Origin of the sequence: Bradyrhizobium sp., from assembly GCF_047605465.1 — a bacterium.
Taxonomy (GTDB): domain Bacteria; phylum Pseudomonadota; class Alphaproteobacteria; order Rhizobiales; family Xanthobacteraceae; genus Bradyrhizobium.
On the sequence record NZ_JASGFS010000089.1, the window covers coordinates 1 to 21,255 of the forward strand.

A 21,255-nucleotide genomic window follows, 5' to 3' on the forward strand; every position below is an offset into this window, starting at 1 on the left:
GACCCGCGCTGCGGCGGCCCGGCGCCGGCGAGGCCGACACCAGCGCCTGCGTGTAGGGGTGCTCGGGCCGCGCGAACAGATCGTCGGCGCTGCCGATCTCGACGATACGGCCGAGATACATCACGGCGACGACGTTGCTGATCTGCCGGACGACGCGTAGATCGTGGCTGATGAACAGCAATGTCAGCGACAGCCGCGCCTGCAGATCGGCGAGCAGGTTCACCACCTGGGCCTGGATCGAGACGTCGAGCGCGCTGACCGGCTCGTCGCAGACGAGGAAATCGGGATTGGTCGCCAGCGCCCGCGCCAGCACGATGCGCTGCCGCTGACCGCCGGAGAGCGCGCCCGGATAGCGCGATCCATGCGCGGGCGTGAGCTCGACGCCGCGCAGCAGCTCGCGAACGCGGTCCTCGCGCTCGGCCGGCGTGCCGATGCCGTGAATGTCGAGCGGTTCCCGGATCTGGGCCGCGACCTGCAACCGGCGGTCCAGCGCGCCCAGCGGATCCTGGAAGATCATCTGCATGCGCGCCCGTTGCGCACGCCACGCAGCCGTTCCCGGCGCTGCCATCGGCTTGCCGTCGAAGCGCACCTCGCCGCCATCGGGCGGTTCGAGACCGAGCACGATGCGGCCGGTCGTGGACTTGCCCGAACCGGATTCACCGACGAGGCCCAGCGTTTCACCCTTGGGGATGCTGAGCGAGACTCCGTCGACCGCGTGAACGGCCGTGCTGCGACCGAACATGCCGGCGCGCATCGTATAGCTGCGCGAGATCGCGGACACTTCGACGAGCGGCGTGCTCATTCGGCGGCGATCCCGAGCAGTGTGCGGCGCGAGGCCTCCGCACGGACACAGGCGACCGCGCGGTCGTCGGCGATCGGCGCCAGCGTCGGCGCGCCGAGAGCGCACGGATCTGCCGCCAGCGCGCAGCGCGGCGCGAAGGCGCAGCCGCTCGGCATGCGCGCCGGATCGGGCACGGTGCCGGGAATGGCCGTCAGGCGCCGGCGCGGACCGTCGAGCGGCGGCAGCGCGCCGATCAGACCTTGCGCATAAGGATGCACGGGGTCGGCGAAGAGCTGGTTGGCGGGGGCCTGCTCGACGATGCGGCCGGCATACATCACCGCGACCCGGTCGCAATTCTCGGCGACGACGCCGAGATCGTGGCTGATCAGCACCATCGCCATGTTCATCTCGCGCCGGACCGACGAGAGCAGTTCGAGTATCTGGGCCTGGATGGTGGCATCGAGCGCGGTGGTCGGCTCGTCCGCGATCAGCAGGTCCGGGTTTCCGGCCAGCGCCATCGCGATCATGATGCGCTGGACCTGGCCGCCCGAGAATTCATGCGGATAGGCGGAGAGCCGCCGGGCCGCATCGGGGATGCCGACGAGATCGAGCAGGCGCCGCGCCTCCGCCTTCACCGCCTCGCCCGAGAGATCGCGATGCAGCGCCAGCGCTTCACAGAGCTGCCTGCGGATGGTCAGCACGGGATTGAGCGCGCTGGCCGGATCCTGGAAGATCATGGCGACCCGCCCGCCCCGCACCTGATCGAGCTCGGAAGCCGGAGCGCCGAGGAGCTCACGGCCGTCGAGCCGCACCGAGCCGGAGACCTTTGCGTGCCGCGGCAGCAGCCCCAGCGCGGCGAGCCAGGTCACCGACTTGCCGGAGCCGGACTCGCCGACGAGGCCGATGGCCTCGCCCTTGCGCAAGGAGAGATCGACACCGCGCAGGACCGGCACGCCGTTGAAGGCGACGCTGAGGCCCTGGATGCTGACGAGCGGCGTCACGTCACGCCTCGAAATTGCCGGCGCGGAAGTCCATCGCGAACGCCGGGGCCGCCTTCCACTTGATCGACTTCGGCTTGGCCGTGAACGTCGCGTTCTGGTGCAGCACCGTGTAGGCGGGATCCTCGCGCTCGGCGATCTCCAGCATGCGGTGGAACGCCTTCTTGCGCGCGGCACGGTCGGTCGAGGTCTCCAGGAATTCGGAGAGCGTGTTCAGTTCGGCATTGGTCCACTCGCCGATCTGCTGCTGCTGGCCGTTCGGCCCGTGCTGGGCGACCAGCGAGGACACCGGATCGTTGAAGGCGGCCGAGTTCGACCAGTCGCGCACGGCGCGGGTCGGGGCGCGCTCCATGACCTGCGACCAGTTCTCCTTGGTCTCGATCTGCACGTTGAGGCCGACCGACTTCCACATCTCGACCAGAACCTGCGCGGTCGCGACCTGGTTGGTGTAGTAGTTGTTGAGCAGGCGATACGGAATGGGATCGCCCTTGTAGTTGGCCTGCTTCAGGAGATCCTGCGCGAGCTTGGGATCGTAGGCCGGCACGTTCCAGTCGGCGTTGAACATGTCGCCGTAGAACTCCCACTGCAGGCCCTTCGGCACGCGCGTGCGGCCGGCCCACAGGCTGTCGACGATCGCCTGGCGGTCGATCGCATGGGTGAAGGCGCGGCGCACGAGGGGGTTGGCGAGCTGCGCGTGGTTTTTGTCGAACACGGTCAGGCGGTGATTGAGGATGGTGCCGCCCTGCACTTCGAACGCGGTGTTCTTCTCGATGCCGGCGATCTGGTCCGGGGGAATGTCGCAGGCGAACTGGTACTCGCCCGAGAGCAGCCCGTTGATGCGGCTCGCGACTTCCGGCACTTCCAGGAAGCGGATGCGCTTGAGCGGCGGCCGGCCGCCCCAATATTCGTCGTGCGCCTCGAGGGTCAGCGAAACGTCGGGCTTGAGCTCGACGACCTTGTAGGGGCCCGTGGTGATCGGCTTGCGCGCCCAGTCGAGATAGCTCGCGGATTCTTCCCAGGCGCGGCGGTTGGCGATATCGGAGCCGTAGCGCGACAGGCGGCCCTCGATCGTGACGTCGGGCGTCGCGTTGTAGAAACGGACCGTGTACTTGTCGACGGCATCGACCCGCACGAGGTCGGGCCAGATGCGGCGCGCGACGGCCGGCACGTCAGGCGGCAATTCCTTGCCCGGACGCGGCGTAGGATTCTTCTCGAAGGCCTGGATGGTGGAGCGGCTCTTGGCCTCGGTGTCGCCGAACATACGGGCGCGGCTGAAGGTGAAGACGACGTCCTCGGACGTCAGCTCGTCACCGTTGTGGAACTTGACGCCCTGGCGCAGCTTCACCTCGACGGTCTGGTCGTCGATGCGGCGCCATTCGGTGGCGAGACCCGGCACGGCCTCGAGATTGCCGCGCCAGTTCTTCGAGATCAGGCCTTCCCAGATCGAGGAGAAGAACACGCGCTCGCCGACATTGGACTGCTCGCGCAGCACGTCGAGCACGTTCGAGTTGGTGACCTTCTGCACGGCGATCGTCACGGACGGACGATTGTCCGCCTGCGCGATCGCAAAGCGCGGCAGCAACAGCGTGCCTGCGGCGACCGTGCCGGACTTCAGGATGGTACGACGGGTGAATTTGCTCATGACGATAACCCCTGCCCTCTGTGATGTCGGTTATTCGGCGAGACCGAGCGCGGCCAGATGCGCTGCGCCGGTGCGAACGTCGTCGTGGTTGCGAAGCTCCAGGATCAGACGCGGGTTCGAGTTCAGCCGACCCAGCGCGCGGAACACGGCGACCCACGGAATGTTGCCTTCGCCGGGCGCCCAGTGCCGGTCGGCGAAGCCGTCGGTGTCCTGCAGATGCACATGCGTCAACATGTCGCCCGCGGTCTCGACGTAGTAGTCGACGGGCGGCGCGCCGGTCGAGACGTGCGCGTAGTTGGCGTGGCCGGTGTCGAGGGAGACGCGGACCTTGCTGCTTTCGAGCGCCTTGGCGAGGCGCACGCGATCGCGCGGATCCTTGTCCTCGATGTTCTCGATGACGATCTCGCAGCCGATCGCTTCGGCGCGCGCGATCACATCGGCGAGCGTCGCCTTGACGCGTTCGACGACATTGCCGCGATTGTCCGGATAGAGATCGAGATTGTTGTGGTCCCAGGTCGTGAACGGCGAATGGATCACCATCTGCGTCGCGCCGAGGAATTCAGCCGCATCAAGGCCCTGCTGCAGGCGCCTGGTCACCGCCTGGCGGATCATCGGATCGTGGCTGTCGATCTTGAAGCCCCAGAACGGGCCGTGGATGCCGAGCCGGCCGGTATGGCCTGCGAGCATCTGCTTGATCTCGCTCGCGGTGCTGCGCCAGTCGCCGTCGAGCAGATCGGCGCGGAAGAAGTCCTGGATTTCCAGATCGCGTTGCCGTTCGAGAAGCCAGTCGCGGTGAGCAGGGATCGACTTGATGGACAATGCGGCGCCCAACACCGGCTTCGACATGGCGTGCTCCTTTGACTGTCAGCGATGACAGGCGCAGCGCTAGACCAGTTCAATGACAGGCCCGTGAAATCCCGGGCTCGCGGGGCGCGTGAGATGTGGACATCCAGCCGCCGCGTGCATCGCGCGCTGCATCGAATTCAGGCAGCAGCCGATGCGCACGAACGCATCAACGCGCGCAAGCGAGCGCGTGCTTGTCCGTAGTGATCCGGAATGGAGTCCTAACCATACTTCGCGTACATCGCGCACATCGATCGGCGGCCTTCCAAGGGCATCACCCTCTGATCGCGCGGCATGGAGTCGGGGGACACATGGGGCGGGGGATCAAGGCTGGGGCAAGACGAGGTCCGGACTCCTAGGCACTCCGGACCTCGCTCTTCCAGATTGAACGCGACATCGCGCCGCGGGCCGTATGGGCCACGCGGCGCGATGTGTTTTCGGGCCACCCTGCCCGTTCAGTTCGGGACGTTCCGCTCGAGATCCTCAAGCCACGCCGCAGCGCTCGAATCCGATGGCGCGCGCCAGTCGCCGCGCGGTGACAAGGAGCCGCCGGCCGACACCTTCGGCCCGTTCGGCATCGCCGAGCGCTTGAACTGGCTGAAGGCGAAGAAGCGACGCAGGAATGTCTCCAGCCAGCGGCGGATCTCCGGAAGCTCATAGGCCCTGCGCCGGTCGGCCGGGAAGGCCGGCGGCCATTCGCCCTCGGCGACGTCCTTCCACGCATGAAGCGACAGGAAGGCGATCTTGGACGGCCGCAGTCCGTAGCGCAGCGTATAGAACAGATTGAAATCCTGAAGCTCGTACGGTCCGACCGAGGCTTCCGTGCTCTGCGGCTTCTCGCCGGGCTTGACCGGAACCAGTTCGGGCGAGATCTCGGCCGACAGGATCGAGGTCAGTGTCCTGTCGACGTCCTCGCCGAATTGCCTCGAGGCGATCACCCAGCGGATCAGATGCTGGATCAGCGTCTTCGGCACCCCGGCATTGACGTTGTAGTGCGCCATCTGGTCGCCGACGCCATAGGTGCACCAGCCGAGCGCGAGCTCGGAGAGATCGCCGGTCCCGATGACGATGCCGCCGTGATGGTTGGCGAGCCGGAACAGGTAATCCGTGCGCAACCCCGCCTGCACATTCTCGAAAGTGACGTCGTAGACCGGCTCGCCCTTGCCGAAGGGATGGCCGATATCCTTCAACATCTGCGTGGCCGTGGTGCGGATGTCGAGCTCCTGCCAATTCGTCTGCAGAGCCTTCATCAGCGCGAGCGCGTTGGTCTTGCTTTCGCTGCCGGTGGCAAAGCCGGGCATGGTGTAGGCGAGGATGTTTTCGCGCGGCAGGCCGAGCTGGTCGACCGCCTTGGCCGCGACGATCAGCGCATGCGTGGAATCGAGGCCGCCCGAGACGCCGATTACGACGCGCTTGGTGCCGGTCGCGCGCATGCGCTGCACCAGACCTGCGACCTGGATGTTGTAGGCCTCGTAGCAATCCTGCTCGAGCAGGCTCTCGTCGCTCGGCACGAACGGAAAGCGTTCGACCTTGCGCAGGAAGCCGATGTCGCCGGTCGGCGCCTTCAGGGCGAAGGTGATCTTTCGGTAGAAGCCCTCGCGCTGACGACGATTGTCGTCGAACGTTCCCATTTGCGCGCGTTCCTGGCGCAACAGGTCGAGGTCGACGTCCGCGCAGGTGATCTGGCCGTCCTGGCGGAACCGCTCGCCCTCGGCCAGCAACACGCCGTTCTCGTAGATCGAGGTCTGGCCATCCCAGGCGAGATCCGTGGTCGACTCCCCCGCTCCGGCGGCCGAATAAACATAGGCCGCAAGGCAGCGCGCCGACGTCGACTGGCAAAGCAATGCGCGCGAGCGCGCCCGGCCGATCGTGATCGGACTGCCCGAGAGATTGATCAGCACGCTGGCCCCCGCGAGCGCGAGCTCCGAGGCCGGCGTCACCGGGATCCACATGTCCTCGCAGATCTCGACGCCGATGGTGAGGCCCGCGACGTCCTCGGCCGCGAACAGGAGATCGACGCCGAACGGCGCATGAAATCTGCCGATCGCGATCCCCTCGCCGGTCATCCCGGCACCGGAGGCGAAATGCCGTCCCTCGTAGAATTCACGATAGGTGGGCAGATAGGTTTTCGGCACCACGCCGAGGATGTTGCCGCGGTGAATGACGACGGCGCAATTGTAGATGCGCGCGCCGAAACGCAGCGGCGCGCCGACGATCAAAACCGTCATCAATTCCGAGGACGCTTCCACGATCGCGACGAGCCCGCGCTCGACCGCATCGAGCAGCGGGTCCTGCTTCACCAGATCTTCGATCGCGTAGCCGGACAGGCACAGCTCGGGAAAGACGGCCACTGCCGCCGACTGCGCGTGGCAGGCGTTCGCCGCCGCCAGGATCGCCTTCGCGTTGGCGGTGGGATCGGCCACATGGGAGGTGGTGACGCAAGCCGCCACGCGCGCAAACCCATGGGCATAGATCGAGTGAAAACTCATCGAGCGCGGTATCCTTGATCTTGTCGCGACCGGCCGCCGTCGAACCGGCCGCCGGCACCTGCCATATGTAGCCCATCGACATGGCTCCGTGCAGGCCATCCGCCATCATGCATAACGGATTTGCACCTTCGCCGGCCCATGTCCCGGCTGCGATCAGGCGGTGCGTGCGAGCACGCCGGCGCGATCGTCGCGCAGCCACGCGGCGATCCGGGGCCAGGCATGGGAATGGGTCTTGGCGCCCATGAACAGGCCGAGATGATTGCAGGGCTCCGATGCCGCCGCGACGAAGGCCGGCGGCGTGCCGAGCTGACCGGCGATCGCGAACGCCTGCGCGGCCGGGACGACATCGTCATCGAGCCCGGCCAGCAGGAGGACCGGCGCATTGACGTCGCTCAGGCGGATGTTGCGGCCGAGCGCGACGAAGCTCCCGGCCGCGATCCGGTTCTCGCGGAATATCCAGTTCACGACCTGCAGATAATAGGCGCCCGGCAGGTTGAGCGTCTCCGCGTTCCAGCGGTCGAAGCGCGCGAGCAGCGCCGCCCCTTCCTCATCCGCAAGGCTCCTCTGCAGGGCCGCCGCGATATCGTCGTGGCCCGGCGGCCTGGACCACAGATGGAGCATCTCCTTGCCGCTGACGTTGCCGCCGCCGCGCGCGACGAGCTGCTCGTACACCAGCTCGGGCGCATTTCGGACGAGCCGCGACAACCCGGACTCGATCGTGAGGTCGACGGGCGCGCCGACCAGGACCAGCCGCCGCACCTTGGCCGGAAAACGCGCCGCATAGAGCAGCGAGAGCCAACCGCCCTGGCACAGGCCGACGAGGTCGACCGGCGCGCCGATCTCGTCAACGGCGACATTGAGATCGCCGAGATAGCTGTCGATCGAGAGATGGCGCATGTCCGGCGACGCCGAGCGCCAGTCGGTGAGGTAGACACGGTCGATGCCGCCATCTTGCAGCGACTGCACGACGCTGTGGCCCGGCGCGAAGTCGGCGATCTGGGCGCGATGCAGCGCATAGGGCGCGCAGACCAAAGCGGGCTGGCCGGACCGCCCTCGCGCGCAATCGCGCAGACGCATGGTCGCAAGCTCCAGCGCCACGGCGCCGGGCGTGGTCCATGGCAGGCTGCTGTCGCCCTCCTCCGCCGGGACCGCCCGCAACCACCAGAAGCAGGCATCCACGGCAAGTCGTGCCGCCGCATACGGCCACAACAGCGGATCGTCCGGGGTCTGATCCGGTTTGCCTTGTTGCCTGCCGGTCGTCTCTGCCACCACTAGCCCATCGTCCTCACAGCAACGCTTCGACGCCGACCGTCGAAATGCCGCGCTCCCTGAAACTCTGACGGGTCGCCGCCATCGAGCCGTCGAGGTCGATGCCGCGGCAGGCGTCCTCGATCACCGCGACCTCGAACCCCGCCTTGCGGGCATCCTCCGCCGAAAAGCGGACGCAGAAGTCGAGCGCGAGACCCGCCACGAAGACCGTGTTCAGATCGCGCTCGCGCAAATATCCGAGCAGGCCGGTCGGCGTGCTCTGGTCGTTCTCGAACAGCGCCGAATAGGAATCGATGCCGCGGCGGAAGCCCTTGCGCACCACGAGGCTCGCGCGGGCGACATCGAGGTCCGCATGGAATTCGGCGCCGGCGGTCCCCTGCACGCAGTGGGAGGGCCAGAGCACCTGGGTGCCATAGTCGAGTTCGATGGTCTGGAACGGTTGCCGCCCCGCATGATTCGAGGCGAAAGAGACGTGGTCGTGCGGGTGCCAGTCCTGGGTCAGCACCACGTTGGCGAATTTTTGGGCGATGCGGTTGATGCCGGGAACGACCGTTTCGCCGCCGGGCACGGCGAGCGCCCCGCCGGTGCAGAAGTCGTTCTGCACGTCGATCACCAGCAGCACGTCGCGGTCGGAAATCTTCATCGCAAGCCCCACTCGCTCGGTCCGGCACGGCCGGCGCCCAAAACTCTTTCCAATGTCGACATTCCGGCGCCGCTTCGCAACCGTCGACCGCGTGCGGCGATATCGCCCGATATGACGTCTCCATCGTCGCCGGCATGCAACGGTTTGGCGCCGTCCGTGTTGACTAGCCGCACCCAACGGCGGATTCTCTGGCGTCCGCGACAGGCGGATCGCATCGAAGGAGCGGAGGAAAAGGGTTCCCGTGGCCTCAACGCCGCGGAAACCGCGAAGTCATGAGTATCGGCAAGACAGGAAAGATTCTTCTCGCCGATATCGGCGGCACCAACGCGCGTTTCGCGCTGAGCGAGGGCGACAAGATCGGACCGATCGACTATGTGAAGGTCGCCGATTTCCCGACGGTCGGAGAGGCCATCGCCGACGTCCTGGCGCGACGCGCCGGTGACGGGCGGCCGAGCCGGGCCGTTCTGGCGGTCGCCGGCCCGGTGACCAACAACCGCTGTGTCATGACCAACAGCCCGTGGATCATCGACGGCAACGAATTGCAGCCTGCCCTTGGTTTTGACCGCGTCCATGTGCTCAACGATTTCGAGGTGGTGGCCTGGTCCCTGCCCGCCTTGCAGCCCGCCGACCTGATCCCGCTCGGCGGGCAGGATGGTCTGGCCGGCGAACCCTTGCTGGTGGTCGGGCCTGGAACCGGCTTCGGCGTCTCCTGTCTGGTCGAGCGGCATGGCGCGCGGCTGGCCGTCGTCACCGAGGCCGGGCACGCGACCCTGCCGGCTGAAGACGAGCGCGAGGAGCGCGTGATCGCAAGCCTGCGTCGCCGTCTCGGGCATGTCTCGATCGAGCGCGGCGCGCTGTCCGGCTCGGGCCTGCAAAGCCTTTATGAGGCGCTGGGCGAGGTCGACGGCATCCAGGCGCCGCAACGCGACGCGGCCGGCATCACCAAGGCCGCCCTGGACGGCAGCTGCGCACTCAGCCGCGCAACGCTGGACATGTTCTGCGCCATCCTCGGTTCCGTCGCCGGCAATCTCACGGTGACCTTCGGCGCGCGCGGCGGCGTCTACATCGCCGGCGGGATCGCGCCACGCTTCCCGGAGTTCCTTGCCGCCTCCGCGTTCCGGACACGCTTCGAAGCCAAGGGACGCTTCAAGGACTATCTGCGCAACATCCCGACGCGGCTGGTGGTCAAACCGGATGCGAGCTTCCTCGGGCTGCAGGTGTTCGCAGACCACAATCCCGACTGAGCGCGACAGGCGCTGGGCAGTTCCCGCAACGTCCAGCGCCGGGTAATTCACAGCTGATTCATCCTAGATGGAGTTCCATGCGGGATCGTGCTTGCCCGCTCGTTTCCGATGAGAAACACTCTCGCCGTGTGTGGCGTTTGCACGGGGGCGTGACATGCGTAAACAGGACGTCGGATTCGACTATCACCGCTATCATCGCCTGCTGACCGAGGCGGATGACGAGGATAAGCGGCTGGCCCTGATCGACTTGTTGATCGAGGAACAGGCCAGGGACCGACTGGCGGCCCAGCGCGCTTCCGACCGCGCCGCGATGACGGCCCGAACCATCGCCAACGTCCTGAAGGCCGGCCGCAACTGACACCGCCGCGACCGGTGCTTTCATGCTTAACGACAAAGCCGATGGCCGCCTCTCGTGCGGCCATTTTCATTGATCAGGTCAATGCGGCGTCTTGGCGGACGGCTCCGGAAACAGCGTCTCGATCAGCGCCTTGAGCTCGGCGATGGCGATCGGCTTGCGCAGGATCGGCCTGCGCCGGAGCAAGGACGGCAGCAATTCCGGCCCATAGCCCGTCGCAAACAGAAAAGGCTTTCCCCGCCGCTCGATCAGATCGGCGACCGGGTCGACATAGAGACCCATGAGATTGATGTCGAGGATCGCGAAATCGTACTGCGCGGTCATGGCGAAGGCGCTCGCGTCCCGGACATTGTCCGCTTCCGCGACGACGTGGTGGCCAAGCTCCACCACCATGTCGGCAATCATCATCCGGATCAACGCCTCGTCTTCAACCAGGAAAACGGAGAGTCCGCCCGTCATATCAACCCCGCAGCCATCACGCGAAACTCATCATATCCGAACTCGCGGGAGGATACACGAATTCGTGGCGCGCGAAGCCCGCCATCCGCAGCCAATGCGCCTCACGTTCGATCAATCCAGTCCGCGCTCGTGGCTCAGGCGTACCATTTCCTGGATGAAGACTTCCTTCTGCTTGTCGTCGAGGCTCGAAAAGAGCGGTTCGGCGGCATCGGCGACGTTGCGCTGGTCGGCAGCGCGGTCGATCAGGAACTGCGACTCGTTGCGCATCTGCTCGATGATGTCGTCCGGCGGATCCCGCTTGGCGCGGGCGATGCGCAGGTTCAGCCGCTCCGCGCCATTATGTCCCAGATAGTGCATGGCGCTGGAGAAGCCGAACCAATGCTTCTCCTGATCGGGGGTGAGGTTGAGCTCGGTCTTGATGCGCTCGATATAGGCGTCGCTGTTGGCGACGATCTGGTCGGCGGTCAGTTGCGGCGCGCCGCTCTGGGTCAGGACCGTGACATCCTTGCTGTCCTTGTTGTCCTGGGGGGCATTCTTGGCTTCCTTGGTCGCCTTGGAGCCCTTGCCGGCCTTGGCGCTCTTGGCATCGCCCTTTGAATCGTTCTTGGCGTCGCTCTTCGCATCCTTGGCGCTTCCCGGCGACTTGGCGTCCTTGCCTGCATCCTTCGCGGCCGGCGCGGGAGCCGGCGCCGGGTTGTTATTGCCGACGCCGAGCACGCCGGTGAAAACGCCGACCACGCCGCCGATGGCGCCGCCGAGAACACCACCGACAGGGCCTGCCGCCTTGTTACCGGCCGCAGCACCATCCTGAACGCCCTTGACCAGGCCCTGGGCATTCGCGACCGCGGCGGCACCGAGCAACGATGCGAGCACGGACCCGAGCGCGAACCAGCGTCGCAGGCGAAGCCGCTTGGGCGGCGCCGGGTGGATCATTCTGGTCTCCATCGTCGATCTGATTGGCCTGTGGAATGGCAGCGACCTGCCGGTTGCAACTCTATCGTTCTCGCCGCTCCGAGGTCTAGGCGCAGAGCATTGCTGTCCACGTCCGAAAACTCTGTCCAGCAAAGCGGTTACGCAGGCTTATTCGGAACTGCGGCGTAATTGCGCACGGCGCGTGCGTGCCGACGCGCGCGATGTGTGCGTCGCAAAACGGCGTCACCGTCCATGCGCCGCGCGCCGGTCTTGCGACGCGCCGCAACGTTGCGAGCCGCAACGTTAGTTCTAGACGGCGCGTCTTTCGGCTTCCTCGACAGACGCGAACAATCATGATCTGATCGCGCTACCAATTGGCCGCGCCGCGCGTGATTTGCCGCCCCGGATCGACGGCACCAATAAGAAACTCCGAACAACAAAACCAAAAAACAAAACCAAAAAGCAAAACTCAGGAAAGTCAGAGGAAACGCCAGAACAATAAAGCACCCCAAGCGAGGAAACGAGATGTCACGCAAGCAACTGACGCGACGTCAATTTGTAGCTGCCACTGCAATGTCCTCCGCCGCGCTGATCACAGCGCCCTATGTCCGAGGCGCCTACGCCGCCGGCAAAGTCTCGATCGGTTTCTGGGACCACTGGGTCCCCGGCGCCAACGACGCCTCCAAGGCTCTCGTCAACGAATGGGCCGCGAAGGAGAAGGTCGACGTCTCGATCGACTACATCACCAGCAACAACAACAAGATCCAGCTCACGGTCGCCGCCGAGGCCCAGGCCAAGTCCGGTCACGACATCCTGCAGATGCCGACATGGTGGCCTCACGCCTATGCCGAAAATCTCGAGCCGCTCAATGACGTCATGGAGCCGCTCATCAAGCAGAACGGCGAGGTGAACGGCACCGTCAAATATCTCGGCCAGGCCGCCGGCAAATGGCTCGCGATCCCGGCGACGCCGGGCAGCCAGATCAAAGGGCCCTGCTCCCGCATCGACCTGATGAAGAAGCTCGCGGGGATCGACGTGCAGGAGATGTATCCGGCCGGCGCGCCCGCCAAGGCCGACAACTGGACCATGGACACGTTCCTGAAGGCGGCCGAGGCCTGCCAGAAGGGCGGCTATCCCTTCGGCATCGGCCTCGGCGAGACCACCGACAGCGTCGACACGGCCGGCGCGATCTTCCAGTCGTTCGGTGCCGAACTCGTCAACGACAAGGGCGACATCACGGTGAAGACCGACGCCGTCCGCCAGGCGCTCGACTACTACAAGAAGCTGATCGCCTTCCTGCCGCCGGATGCTCCGTCCTGGGACGACGCCTCGAACAACAAATGGCTCATCTCGGGCCGTGGCGCGCTCATCCTCAATCCGCCGAGCGCCTGGGCCGTCGCCAAGCGCGACGCGCCGCAAGTCGCCGAGCAGTGCTGGACGCACGGCATGCCCGCCGGGCCGAAGGGCCGCTTCGCGCCCTTCCTGCCGTACTTCTGGGGCCTCTGGAGCTTCAGCAAGAACAAGGAGGCCGCCAAGAGCCTCCTCACCTTCCTGTCGCAGCCATCCTCGATCGAAAAATTCGTCGAGGCGAGCGGCGGCTACGATCTTCCCGCCTACGCCAATCTGACGACGCTGAAGACCTGGGCGGAGGAAGGCCCGCCGAAGGGGACGCTCTATCACTACCCCAACCCCAACAATCACCAGACCCTGTCGATCGCGGCATCTCCGGCGCCGCCCAAGATCGCGCAGCAGATCTACTTCCAGGCAACGCACACCAAGATGGCGCTGCGCTATGCGCAGGGCGAGAAACTGGATGCGACGCTCGCCTGGGCCGAAAGCGAGTGCGAAGGCTTCATGCGGAGCTAGCGCGTCGGGCATTCCGCCGAGGCGGCTCACGCGCCGCACGTGATCCGCCTCAGCACTCCGCGCCTTTCATCCGCAGATCGCGCACGAGGCCGACCGACCCGGCCGGCCTCGCGTTCGACACCTCCCGAGGAAGCTTCGTCATGGTTGACGTCGTCGTCGAGCAAGGTCGCACAGTGCGTGCCGCCAGCACGCGCAAGCGGACAGGCCTCCGCAATGCGCTGGGACGGAAATCGACGGTCGCGTTCCTGCTGACGCTGCCGCTGATCGTGCTGATCGCGCTGCTGGTGCTCTATCCCGCGATGTACTCCGTACATCTTGCGACGCTGAACAAGTCGATGCAGAAATTCGTCGGCTTCGGCAACTTCACCTTCCTGTTCAAGCGCGACACGTTCTGGATGGTGGTGAAGCAGTCCTGCATCTTTGCGATCACCGCCGTGTTCTTCAAGGCGCTGATGGGCTTCATCGTCGCTCATTTCGTGCACAACCTGCCGGCCAAGGGCCAACGCAAATGGCGCGGCATGCTGCTTGTGCCCTGGGTGATTCCGCCGGCCATGAGCACGCTCGCCTGGCTGTGGCTGTTCGACCCCTCCTACAGCGCCTTCAACTACACGCTCTCCTTCCTCCACATCGGCCCGATCAACTGGCTCGGCGACAATCTCTGGGCGCGCTTCTCCGTCATCCTGGTCAATGTCTGGTACGGCGCGCCGTTCTTCATGATCATGTATCTGGCCGCGCTGAAATCGGTCCCCGACCAGCTCTACGAGGCCGCGGCGATCGACGGCGCCAATTGGTGGCAGAAGATCTGGTTCATCACGCTGCCGATGATGCGCAACATCATCGCCATCACGACGCTGTTCTCGCTCATCGTCACTTTCGCCAATTTCGATATCGTCCGGATCCTGACGTCGGGCGGCCCGCTGGACCAGACCCACATCTTCGCGACCTGGGCCTTCAAGGTCGGCATCGAGGGCAGCGACATTCCGCTCGGCGCCAGCGTGTCGCTGTTCATGGTGCCGATCCTCGCGGTCGCGGCGATCTTCATCCTTCGCGATGTCTCCAAACGCGGGAACGAAGCCTGATGAGCACGCTCACCATCGACAAGGCCGGACCGACGCGCAAGGTCAGGTACGGCAGCATGAGCCGGGATCGCGCCTGGGCGCTGCGCTGGTCCTATTTCTTCCTCGTGCTGTTCGCGCTGTTCTCGCTGACGCCGCCGTTCTACATGCTCATCACCTCGCTCAAGAGCAGCGCAGAAATCTCGGCCGCGACCAATCCGTGGTGGGTGTTTCGCCCCACCCTGTCGAACTATGTCGAGCTTCTGACCTCCAACCAGTTCCTGCGCTTCTTCTGGAATTCGGCGATCGTGTCGATCGTCGTGGTCATGATCACCATGCTGATCAGCATTCCCGCCGCCTTCGCGCTGGCGCGGATGAAATTCTGGGGTTCGACGACGCTCGCGACCGGCGTGTTCCTGACCTATCTGATCCCGGACAGCCTGCTGTTCATTCCGCTGTTCAAGATGCTCGCTGTGGTTCAGGACCTGACCGGGATCACGCTGCTCAATCGCTGGTACGTGCTGCTGTTCATCTATCCGACGCTGACGGTGCCGTTCTGCACCTGGATCATGATCGGCTATTTCGCCTCGATCCCGAAGGAACTCGACGAGGCCGCCATCATCGACGGCGCGTCCTGGCTCCAGACGCTAACTCGGATCTTCATCCCCGTCGCGCTGCCCGGGCTGATCGCGGCCACCATCTTCGCCTTCACGGTGTCGTGGGCCCAGTTCCTCTATCCGCTGGTGTTCACGACGTCCGTGGACCAGCTCGTACTCCCGGTCGGCATCACCACCACGCTGATCAAGGGCGACGTCTTCAACTGGGGCCAGATCATGACCGGCGCGCTGCTCGGCGCCGCGCCACCGCTCATCATCTACGCCTTCCTGATGGACTACTACATCGCCGGCCTGACCGCCGGTGCGACAAAGGGCTGATATCGAGAGGTTGACGTTTCATGGCCGACGTTTCCCTGCGCAAGGTGATCAAGCGTTACGACGACGTCGAAGCGGTGCGCGGCATCGACCTCGATATCTCCGACCACGAATTCATCGTGCTGGTCGGCCCGTCGGGCTGCGGCAAGTCGACCACCCTGCGCATGATCGCCGGGCTCGAGGACATCAGCGACGGCGACATCCTGATCGGCGGCGACGTCGTCAACGACGTGCCGCCAAAAGACCGCGACATCGCGATGGTGTTCCAGAACTACGCGCTCTATCCGCACATGACGGTCGCGGAGAACATGTCGTTCGGGCTGCGCCTGAAGCACTATCCCAAGGCCGAGATCAAGGAGCGGGTGACGGAAGCCGCCCGCCTGCTCGACATCACCGACCTCATCGACCGCAAGCCGAAGCAGCTTTCCGGCGGCCAGCGCCAGCGCGTTGCGATGGGGCGGGCCATCGTGCGCAACCCGAAGGTCTTCCTGTTCGACGAGCCGCTCTCCAACCTCGACGCCAAACTGCGCGTGCAGATGCGGATCGAGATCAAGAAGGTGCACCAGAAGGTGCGAACCACCACGGTCTACGTCACCCATGACCAGGTCGAGGCGATGACGCTGGCCGACCGCGTCGTGGTGATGAACAAGGGCCGGATCGAGCAGATCGGCACGCCGAACGAACTCTACCACAAGCCGGCCACGCGCTTCGTCGCGGGCTTCATCGGCTCGCCCGCGATGAACTTCCTTCCCTGCCGGCTCGAGGACGTCGGCGGCAGGCTCAACCTCCGCCTGACCGACCGCATCGCCTTTGCGCTGCCGCCGGCCCGTGCTTCCCGCTACAACGCGCTGCCGCGCAGCGACAGGCTGCTGCTCGGCATCCGGCCGGAACACCTCACCGAGGCACACGCGCACCTCGAGCCCGGCTGCGAGACCTTCGACACGGTGCTCGACGTCACCGAGCCGATGGGAATGGAGACCCTGGTCTACTTCACGCTCGATGGCACCGCGACCTGCGCCCGCGTCAATCCCAATGCCGGCGCCAAGGACGGGGCTCCCATGCGTTTGGCGATGGACCTCAACAATATGCACCTGCTAAACGAAGAGACCGGTGCCGTGTTATGACGCCGGTCCAAGAAACGCGAGCAGGCAGGGAGCGATGGCGACCAACAAGAACAAGATCTTCGTTACACAGACTTTGTCGCAAGGGGCACGCGCCCTCCTCACCCAGCGGGACGATATCGAGCTTGTCGAGTTTCCGAACCTGATCTCAGCCAAGGATTTCGAGGCCCTGCTGAAGAGCCATGCACCGGTCCACGGCGTGGCGCTCGGCGCCACGGCTTTCGGGGAGACCGAGCTCGAGGCCTCCCGGGACATGAAGGTGGTGACCCGCATCGGCGTCGGCTACGACGCCGTCGACGTGCCCGCCCTCTCCCGCCGCAAGGTGCCGCTGATGGTCGCGGGCACCGCAAACTCGCCCTCGGTCGCCGAACAGGCGCTGTTCATGATGCTGACGCTGGCCAAGCGCGCGCAGGAGATGCACGGCTGCGTCAAGGACGGCAAATGGGCCGACCGGCTCGGCATGCTGCCGTTCGACCTCTACGGCAAGACCGTCCTGATCGTCGGCTTCGGCCGGATCGGCACCCGCACCGCCAAGCGCTGCCTGGCGATGGAGATGAAGGTCCAGGTGTACGATCCCTACAAGCCCGCCGCCGACATTACAGCCGCCGGCTGCGAGCACGTCGCCGATCTCGACGCCGCGCTGCCCGGCGCCGATTTCGTCACCATCCATTGTCCGAAGACGCCGGAAACGGTCGGCCTGTTCGACGCCGCCCGGATCGGCCGGATGAAGCCGAAATCCTACCTCATCAACACCGCACGCGGCGGCATCGTGAAGGAAGCGGCGCTGTACGATGCTCTCGTCTCCGGCAAGCTGGCGGGCGCAGGCATCGACGTGTTCGAGCAGGAGCCGCCGCCGGTCAGCAACGCGCTGTTTGCGCTGCCGAACGTCATCATGGCCCCGCACGTCGCCGGCGTTACGGTGGAGGCGGTCCAGCGCATGAGCGAGCAGACCGCGCGCAATATCCTGAGCGTGCTCGACGGCGATCCGATCCGGCAGAACATCATCAATCAGGATGTGCTCGGTTGAGCGGTTTGGAGGGCGGGCGGGTGGCCTGCCCGCCTTCGGAACGCCAGAATGCGTCCCATTTTGGTGCAGATCGAGCCCAAACTCAGCCTTAATCCGACGCGCCTAATGTGTCCGGCCGCGGCGGCAGTGGGACACACAAGCCGGCCGCGTCGAGCTGGAGGATGTAACCCTTGTCAGAGATCGACCCGACTGACCACGCGCTGGCGACCATCGCCAGCATCCTGGAGCACCCCGAGCCCGTTCTCGTCGTTCGCGACGCCGACGCAGCCGAGACCCAGGCCGAGGCGGATGAGCAGGTCAGCAGCGACGAGTATCTGGTCGCCGACGAGCATCAGCTCGTCGAGGAGCAGCCCCTGGTGCCGGAGCACACCGATGCCGACGGCTACACCAAGGTCGGCCCCGGTCCGATGGTGGCGATCCGCCTCAAATGGACGGTGCATCGCGGCGACGACGGCCAGTACTATGTCCACGAGACGATCGGCGAACAGTCGGCGCCCGTGGTCAGCGGCCCCATGACGAGTGAGGCCGCGGTGCATTTCGTCGACGAACACCAGGACGAGGCGCATCGGCGTTTCGAGGTGCTGCGCAGCGAAATCGCCGGTCGCAGCTCGCTCGCCGATTATGAGCGCAGGGGCGAAGCCTAGGCCATCCGCGGCCGGATTGCGCCACCTCTCCCAAAGAAGAGGTGGCCATCGTTCCGGCCGCTACTTTCGTCCGAGGAAATCCTTCTTCACGAGTTCGACGCCGGCGTGCCTCAGCAGGTCGTATGCGGTCGTGACGTGAAAGAAGAACTGCGGAATGCTGTTGGTGAGCAGCAGCGTTCGCCCGGTGAAGGGCAGCTCGGTCCCGTTCTTCAGCCTGAAGAAGACCTTCAGCTCCGCCGCCGCATCGATTTCGGCGCGCGGCAGGCTTTCAATGAATTCGATCGACGTCGCGATGCGTGCCTGAATCCCGGCCATGTCGTGCTCCAGCGGCGGCAGCGCGACCGGTTCGCACTGCGCCAGCAGCGCCGGAGCGACGGTGGCATGACGGCAGGCTTCGCCGATCTGCTGCGCCAGATCGTACATGTTCGGTGCCATGCGCATGCCGAGCAGGACCGTCGGGTTGAACTTGCGTGTCTCGGCATAGGCAACGCCCTTGTCGAGCAGGGCCGACAGGTTGCGAAGATACGGCACGAAGAGGCCGACAGAGGCCTCGTACAGCGAGATCGTCACGCCAGAATTCCTTTCAATTCCGCCTCGCCAGATGCAGGCATCTGGTCTAAATCCACCTCTCAAGGGCTGCACAATGACAGCTCGGGCATGGGTGGAAAAGAGATGATGGTTCGAATCCTGGCGACCTTGGCCGTGATGTTGCTGGCACACGTTCCGGCTCACGCGCAGCAGCCGCCACCCTCGCGCCTCGACGAGATCATCAAGCGCGGTACGCTGCGCGTCGGCATGACCGGGGACTATCTGCCCTTCACCTATCTGGACAAGAGCACGCAGCAATTCCGCGGCTTCGACGTCGACATGGCCGAAGCGCTGGGCAAGGCGCTCGGCGTCAAGGTCGAGTTCGTGCCGACCACCTGGCCGAAGCTGATGAAGGATTTCGAGGCCGATCAGTTCGACATCGCGATGGGCGGCGTGTCGGTCACGCTCGACCGCCAGAAGAACGGCTTCTTCTCGACGCCGATCATGCGCGAGGGCAAGACGCCGATCGCGCGCTGCGCCGATGTCGGCAAGTACCAGACGATCGCCGACATCGACAAGAAGGGGACGCGCGTGATCGTCAATCCCGGCGGCACCAACGAGCGCTTCGCCCGGGCCAACGTCAAGGACGCCGACATCACCGTATTCCCCGACAACACCGTGATCTTCGACGAGATCGCCAAGGGTAACGCCGACCTGATGATGACGGACGCCTCCGAGACCCGCTATCAGCAGAAGCAGCATCATGGCGTGCTCTGCGCGGTGCATCCAGACAAGCCGTTCGACTTCTCGGAGAAGGCCTATTGGCTCCAGCGCGACACGGCGCTGAAGGCCTTCGTCGACCAATGGCTGCACATGTCCATGGAGGACGGCAGCTACCGGAAGATCTACGCCGCCTGGTTCGACTAGCGGTGACGCCTCACTCCAGATGGGCGCGGAAGAAGGCCACCGCCGCAGCATTGAACGCGTCGTGAAACGCCTGCCGGTCGAACCCCGGCCGATCGGTGCACAGGACCGGTGCGGCCCGGGCGAGGTCGGGGGGACACGGCGCGATGAACGAGAAATGCACGGAGTTCGGCGCAATCCGGTAGTCCGGGTGTGCCGGAAGCTGCCGTTCCAGCGCGTCGACGGCCTCGGGCACGACGCCATCGCCGCCGAACGCCGAGCGCCACAACAGAACTGGGATCGTGACGCCGGCCAGACGTTCGCGGCTGAAGAGGCCTTCGTAGAGTGGCGGATCCGCCAGGATGGCTGCCCTGATGCGGGGGTCGTGAGCCGGCGCCTCGGTCGGCGCCCGTCCCTCGCGAACGTCGCGGCATTTCGGCGTTGTGGCGCCCTCTCTGTCGCAGAGGGCCGCGAGCGCTCCGAAATCGGGATTGCCGCCGATCACGACGAGACCAGTATAGGCACCGCGCGAGAATCCGAACAGGCCGATCCGCTTGGGATCGAGAGCGGCGGCATCCGGCCAGGAGCGCAGCATGAAGTCGATGAGCCGCGTGATGTCGACGGGGCGCTCGACCAGCACGGAGAACTCATCGGTCCGGCTGCTGTCCGCAGCCCAATCGCCTGGATGATTGATGGCAGCCACCACGAAGCCCGCATCGGCGAGCGCCGCGGCCGTATCGTTGTGCGCCAGAAATGAGCCGCGCCGCCCATGCGAGACGACGATCAGCGGCAATCGATTGCCGGCAATCGGGCAATTCATCACGCCCGGCAGAGCGACACCGCCGCCCAGCGGGACGAGCGAGGAAGACTCCGCGCAGGGAGTCCAGACCATGCCCCTCAGCGCAGGTCCGCCGGTTTCCTCCGGCACATCGAGCAAGCGAAGGCCCGCCGCCTGCACCGCGGTCACGACGAGACAGCAGGCCACGGTCAGCGTGATCAGGCGAATCCGTCGTCGCAACATGACTGCCCTCTCCGCAAGCGAGCGTCGCGCGATACGTTAACCCTCGCGGTTCTACGTGGCCGCTTGGTACACGTCCAGATCAGGGCCTTCGCACCGGTCCGCGACCGTCGCCATTCAACACCGGAACGACTTCGGTGCTATTGAACCAGGATCGGCGGGAGCACGACTCATACCGAGAACAGTGATCTAAATCACTTTTCGCGATCGAGCCGACGATTAAGTGTCGGTGCGGGGACCACCTGCTCAGGAGATGGAAATGAGGAAGCTGTTGGCCACGGCCGCATTCCTGGTGGCGAGCACGGCTGCTCAGGCGCAATACACTTTCGAATATGGTGGGCACACCATCCGGATCGATCCTGATCGCGGCACGGTCTCGATCCCCGGCGTCTATGACAATACCGGTCAGGGCAAGGCCAAGAAGGCCAAGAAGAACGAGGCCAAGCCAGACCCGCAGGCACCCCAGCAAGCCAAGGCCGACCCGCAAGCGCCGGCCGCGACGGCTCCGGCCCCCGCGCCGGTCGCA

The 21,255-nt window shown here is 65.4% G+C and carries 20 protein-coding genes and 1 pseudogene; 10 read left to right on the plus strand and 11 right to left on the minus strand.

Features of this window, described 5'->3' with window-relative positions:
* From QM712_RS33805 to pncA, 7 genes are all read right to left on the minus strand, one after another.
* A partial coding sequence (locus QM712_RS33805) for an ABC transporter ATP-binding protein (protein ID WP_415027494.1) occupies nt 1-802 on the minus strand: 802 nt, incomplete at its 3' end.
* Entirely contained in the window at nt 799-1,782 is a 984-nt protein-coding gene (locus QM712_RS33810; protein WP_415027495.1) for an ABC transporter ATP-binding protein, read from the minus strand. The genes QM712_RS33805 and QM712_RS33810, both read right to left, overlap by 4 nt.
* A gap of 1 nt (nt 1,783) precedes the next feature.
* Complete coding sequence (locus QM712_RS33815; RefSeq protein ID WP_415027496.1) at nt 1,784-3,421, minus strand: ABC transporter substrate-binding protein; 1,638 nt, start codon at nt 3,419-3,421, stop codon at nt 1,784-1,786.
* A gap of 30 nt (nt 3,422-3,451) precedes the next feature.
* Nucleotides 3,452-4,267 (minus strand): sugar phosphate isomerase/epimerase family protein, encoded by an 816-nt coding sequence (locus QM712_RS33820; RefSeq protein WP_415027497.1) that lies wholly within the window; start codon nt 4,265-4,267, stop codon nt 3,452-3,454.
* Nucleotides 4,268-4,719: 452 nt separating this feature from the next.
* Nucleotides 4,720-6,753 (minus strand): NAD(+) synthase, encoded by a 2,034-nt coding sequence (locus QM712_RS33825; protein ID WP_415027498.1) that lies wholly within the window; start codon nt 6,751-6,753, stop codon nt 4,720-4,722.
* Between the two features lie 153 nt (nt 6,754-6,906).
* Nucleotides 6,907-8,022, minus strand: coding sequence for an alpha/beta fold hydrolase (locus QM712_RS33830; protein WP_415027499.1), 1,116 nt, complete (start codon nt 8,020-8,022; stop codon nt 6,907-6,909).
* Nucleotides 8,023-8,038: 16 nt separating this feature from the next.
* Nucleotides 8,039-8,665: a bifunctional nicotinamidase/pyrazinamidase gene (gene pncA / locus QM712_RS33835; RefSeq protein ID WP_415027500.1), complete on the minus strand. Its 627-nt coding sequence runs from the start codon at nt 8,663-8,665 to the stop codon at nt 8,039-8,041.
* 272 nt (nt 8,666-8,937) lie between these two features.
* Between pncA and glk the strand changes: the two genes are divergently transcribed.
* Together glk and QM712_RS33845 are read left to right on the plus strand one after the other, a co-directional pair.
* Entirely contained in the window at nt 8,938-9,909 is a 972-nt protein-coding gene (gene glk, locus QM712_RS33840; RefSeq protein WP_415027501.1) for a glucokinase, read from the plus strand.
* Nucleotides 9,910-10,063: 154 nt separating this feature from the next.
* Nucleotides 10,064-10,267, plus strand: a complete 204-nt coding sequence (locus tag QM712_RS33845; RefSeq protein WP_415027502.1) for a hypothetical protein — start codon at nt 10,064-10,066, stop codon at nt 10,265-10,267.
* A 78-nt stretch (nt 10,268-10,345) separates the two neighbouring features.
* Here QM712_RS33845 and QM712_RS33850 read toward each other — a convergent pair whose 3' ends face one another.
* Nucleotides 10,346-10,723, minus strand: a complete 378-nt coding sequence (locus QM712_RS33850) for a response regulator (RefSeq protein WP_415027503.1) — start codon at nt 10,721-10,723, stop codon at nt 10,346-10,348.
* Between the two features lie 111 nt (nt 10,724-10,834).
* Nucleotides 10,835-11,656, minus strand: a complete 822-nt coding sequence (locus QM712_RS33855; RefSeq protein ID WP_415027504.1) for a Spy/CpxP family protein refolding chaperone — start codon at nt 11,654-11,656, stop codon at nt 10,835-10,837.
* 504 nt (nt 11,657-12,160) lie between these two features.
* On the opposite strand from QM712_RS33855, the gene QM712_RS33860 reads away from it, so the two are divergent.
* From QM712_RS33860 to QM712_RS33885, 6 genes are all read left to right on the plus strand, one after another.
* Nucleotides 12,161-13,501: an ABC transporter substrate-binding protein gene (locus tag QM712_RS33860; RefSeq protein ID WP_415027505.1), complete on the plus strand. Its 1,341-nt coding sequence runs from the start codon at nt 12,161-12,163 to the stop codon at nt 13,499-13,501.
* A gap of 140 nt (nt 13,502-13,641) precedes the next feature.
* Entirely contained in the window at nt 13,642-14,580 is a 939-nt protein-coding gene (locus QM712_RS33865; protein ID WP_415027506.1) for a carbohydrate ABC transporter permease, read from the plus strand.
* Nucleotides 14,580-15,491 (plus strand): carbohydrate ABC transporter permease, encoded by a 912-nt coding sequence (locus tag QM712_RS33870; protein WP_415027507.1) that lies wholly within the window; start codon nt 14,580-14,582, stop codon nt 15,489-15,491. Before QM712_RS33865 ends, QM712_RS33870 begins: the two co-directional genes overlap by 1 nt.
* A gap of 20 nt (nt 15,492-15,511) precedes the next feature.
* Nucleotides 15,512-16,612, plus strand: a complete 1,101-nt coding sequence (locus QM712_RS33875) for an ABC transporter ATP-binding protein (protein ID WP_415027508.1) — start codon at nt 15,512-15,514, stop codon at nt 16,610-16,612.
* A gap of 34 nt (nt 16,613-16,646) precedes the next feature.
* Entirely contained in the window at nt 16,647-17,636 is a 990-nt protein-coding gene (locus QM712_RS33880) for a hydroxyacid dehydrogenase (RefSeq protein WP_415027509.1), read from the plus strand.
* A gap of 170 nt (nt 17,637-17,806) precedes the next feature.
* The gene (locus QM712_RS33885; RefSeq protein WP_415027510.1) at nt 17,807-18,280 is read left to right on the plus strand and encodes a hypothetical protein; all 474 of its coding nucleotides are present in this window, start codon (nt 17,807-17,809) and stop codon (nt 18,278-18,280) included.
* 60 nt (nt 18,281-18,340) lie between these two features.
* Here QM712_RS33885 and QM712_RS33890 read toward each other — a convergent pair whose 3' ends face one another.
* Nucleotides 18,341-18,838 (minus strand): DUF1993 domain-containing protein, encoded by a 498-nt coding sequence (locus QM712_RS33890; protein ID WP_415027513.1) that lies wholly within the window; start codon nt 18,836-18,838, stop codon nt 18,341-18,343.
* 114 nt (nt 18,839-18,952) lie between these two features.
* Here QM712_RS33890 and QM712_RS33895 point away from each other — a divergent pair, with 114 nt between their 5' ends.
* Complete coding sequence (locus QM712_RS33895; protein ID WP_415027511.1) at nt 18,953-19,735, plus strand: transporter substrate-binding domain-containing protein; 783 nt, start codon at nt 18,953-18,955, stop codon at nt 19,733-19,735.
* A gap of 10 nt (nt 19,736-19,745) precedes the next feature.
* Here QM712_RS33895 and QM712_RS33900 read toward each other — a convergent pair whose 3' ends face one another.
* Nucleotides 19,746-20,732: an alpha/beta hydrolase family protein gene (locus QM712_RS33900; protein ID WP_415027512.1), complete on the minus strand. Its 987-nt coding sequence runs from the start codon at nt 20,730-20,732 to the stop codon at nt 19,746-19,748.
* Nucleotides 20,733-20,988: 256 nt separating this feature from the next.
* On the opposite strand from QM712_RS33900, the pseudogene QM712_RS33905 reads away from it, so the two are divergent.
* Nucleotides 20,989-21,255: pseudogene (locus tag QM712_RS33905) on the plus strand (DUF2147 domain-containing protein); the annotation flags it as partial.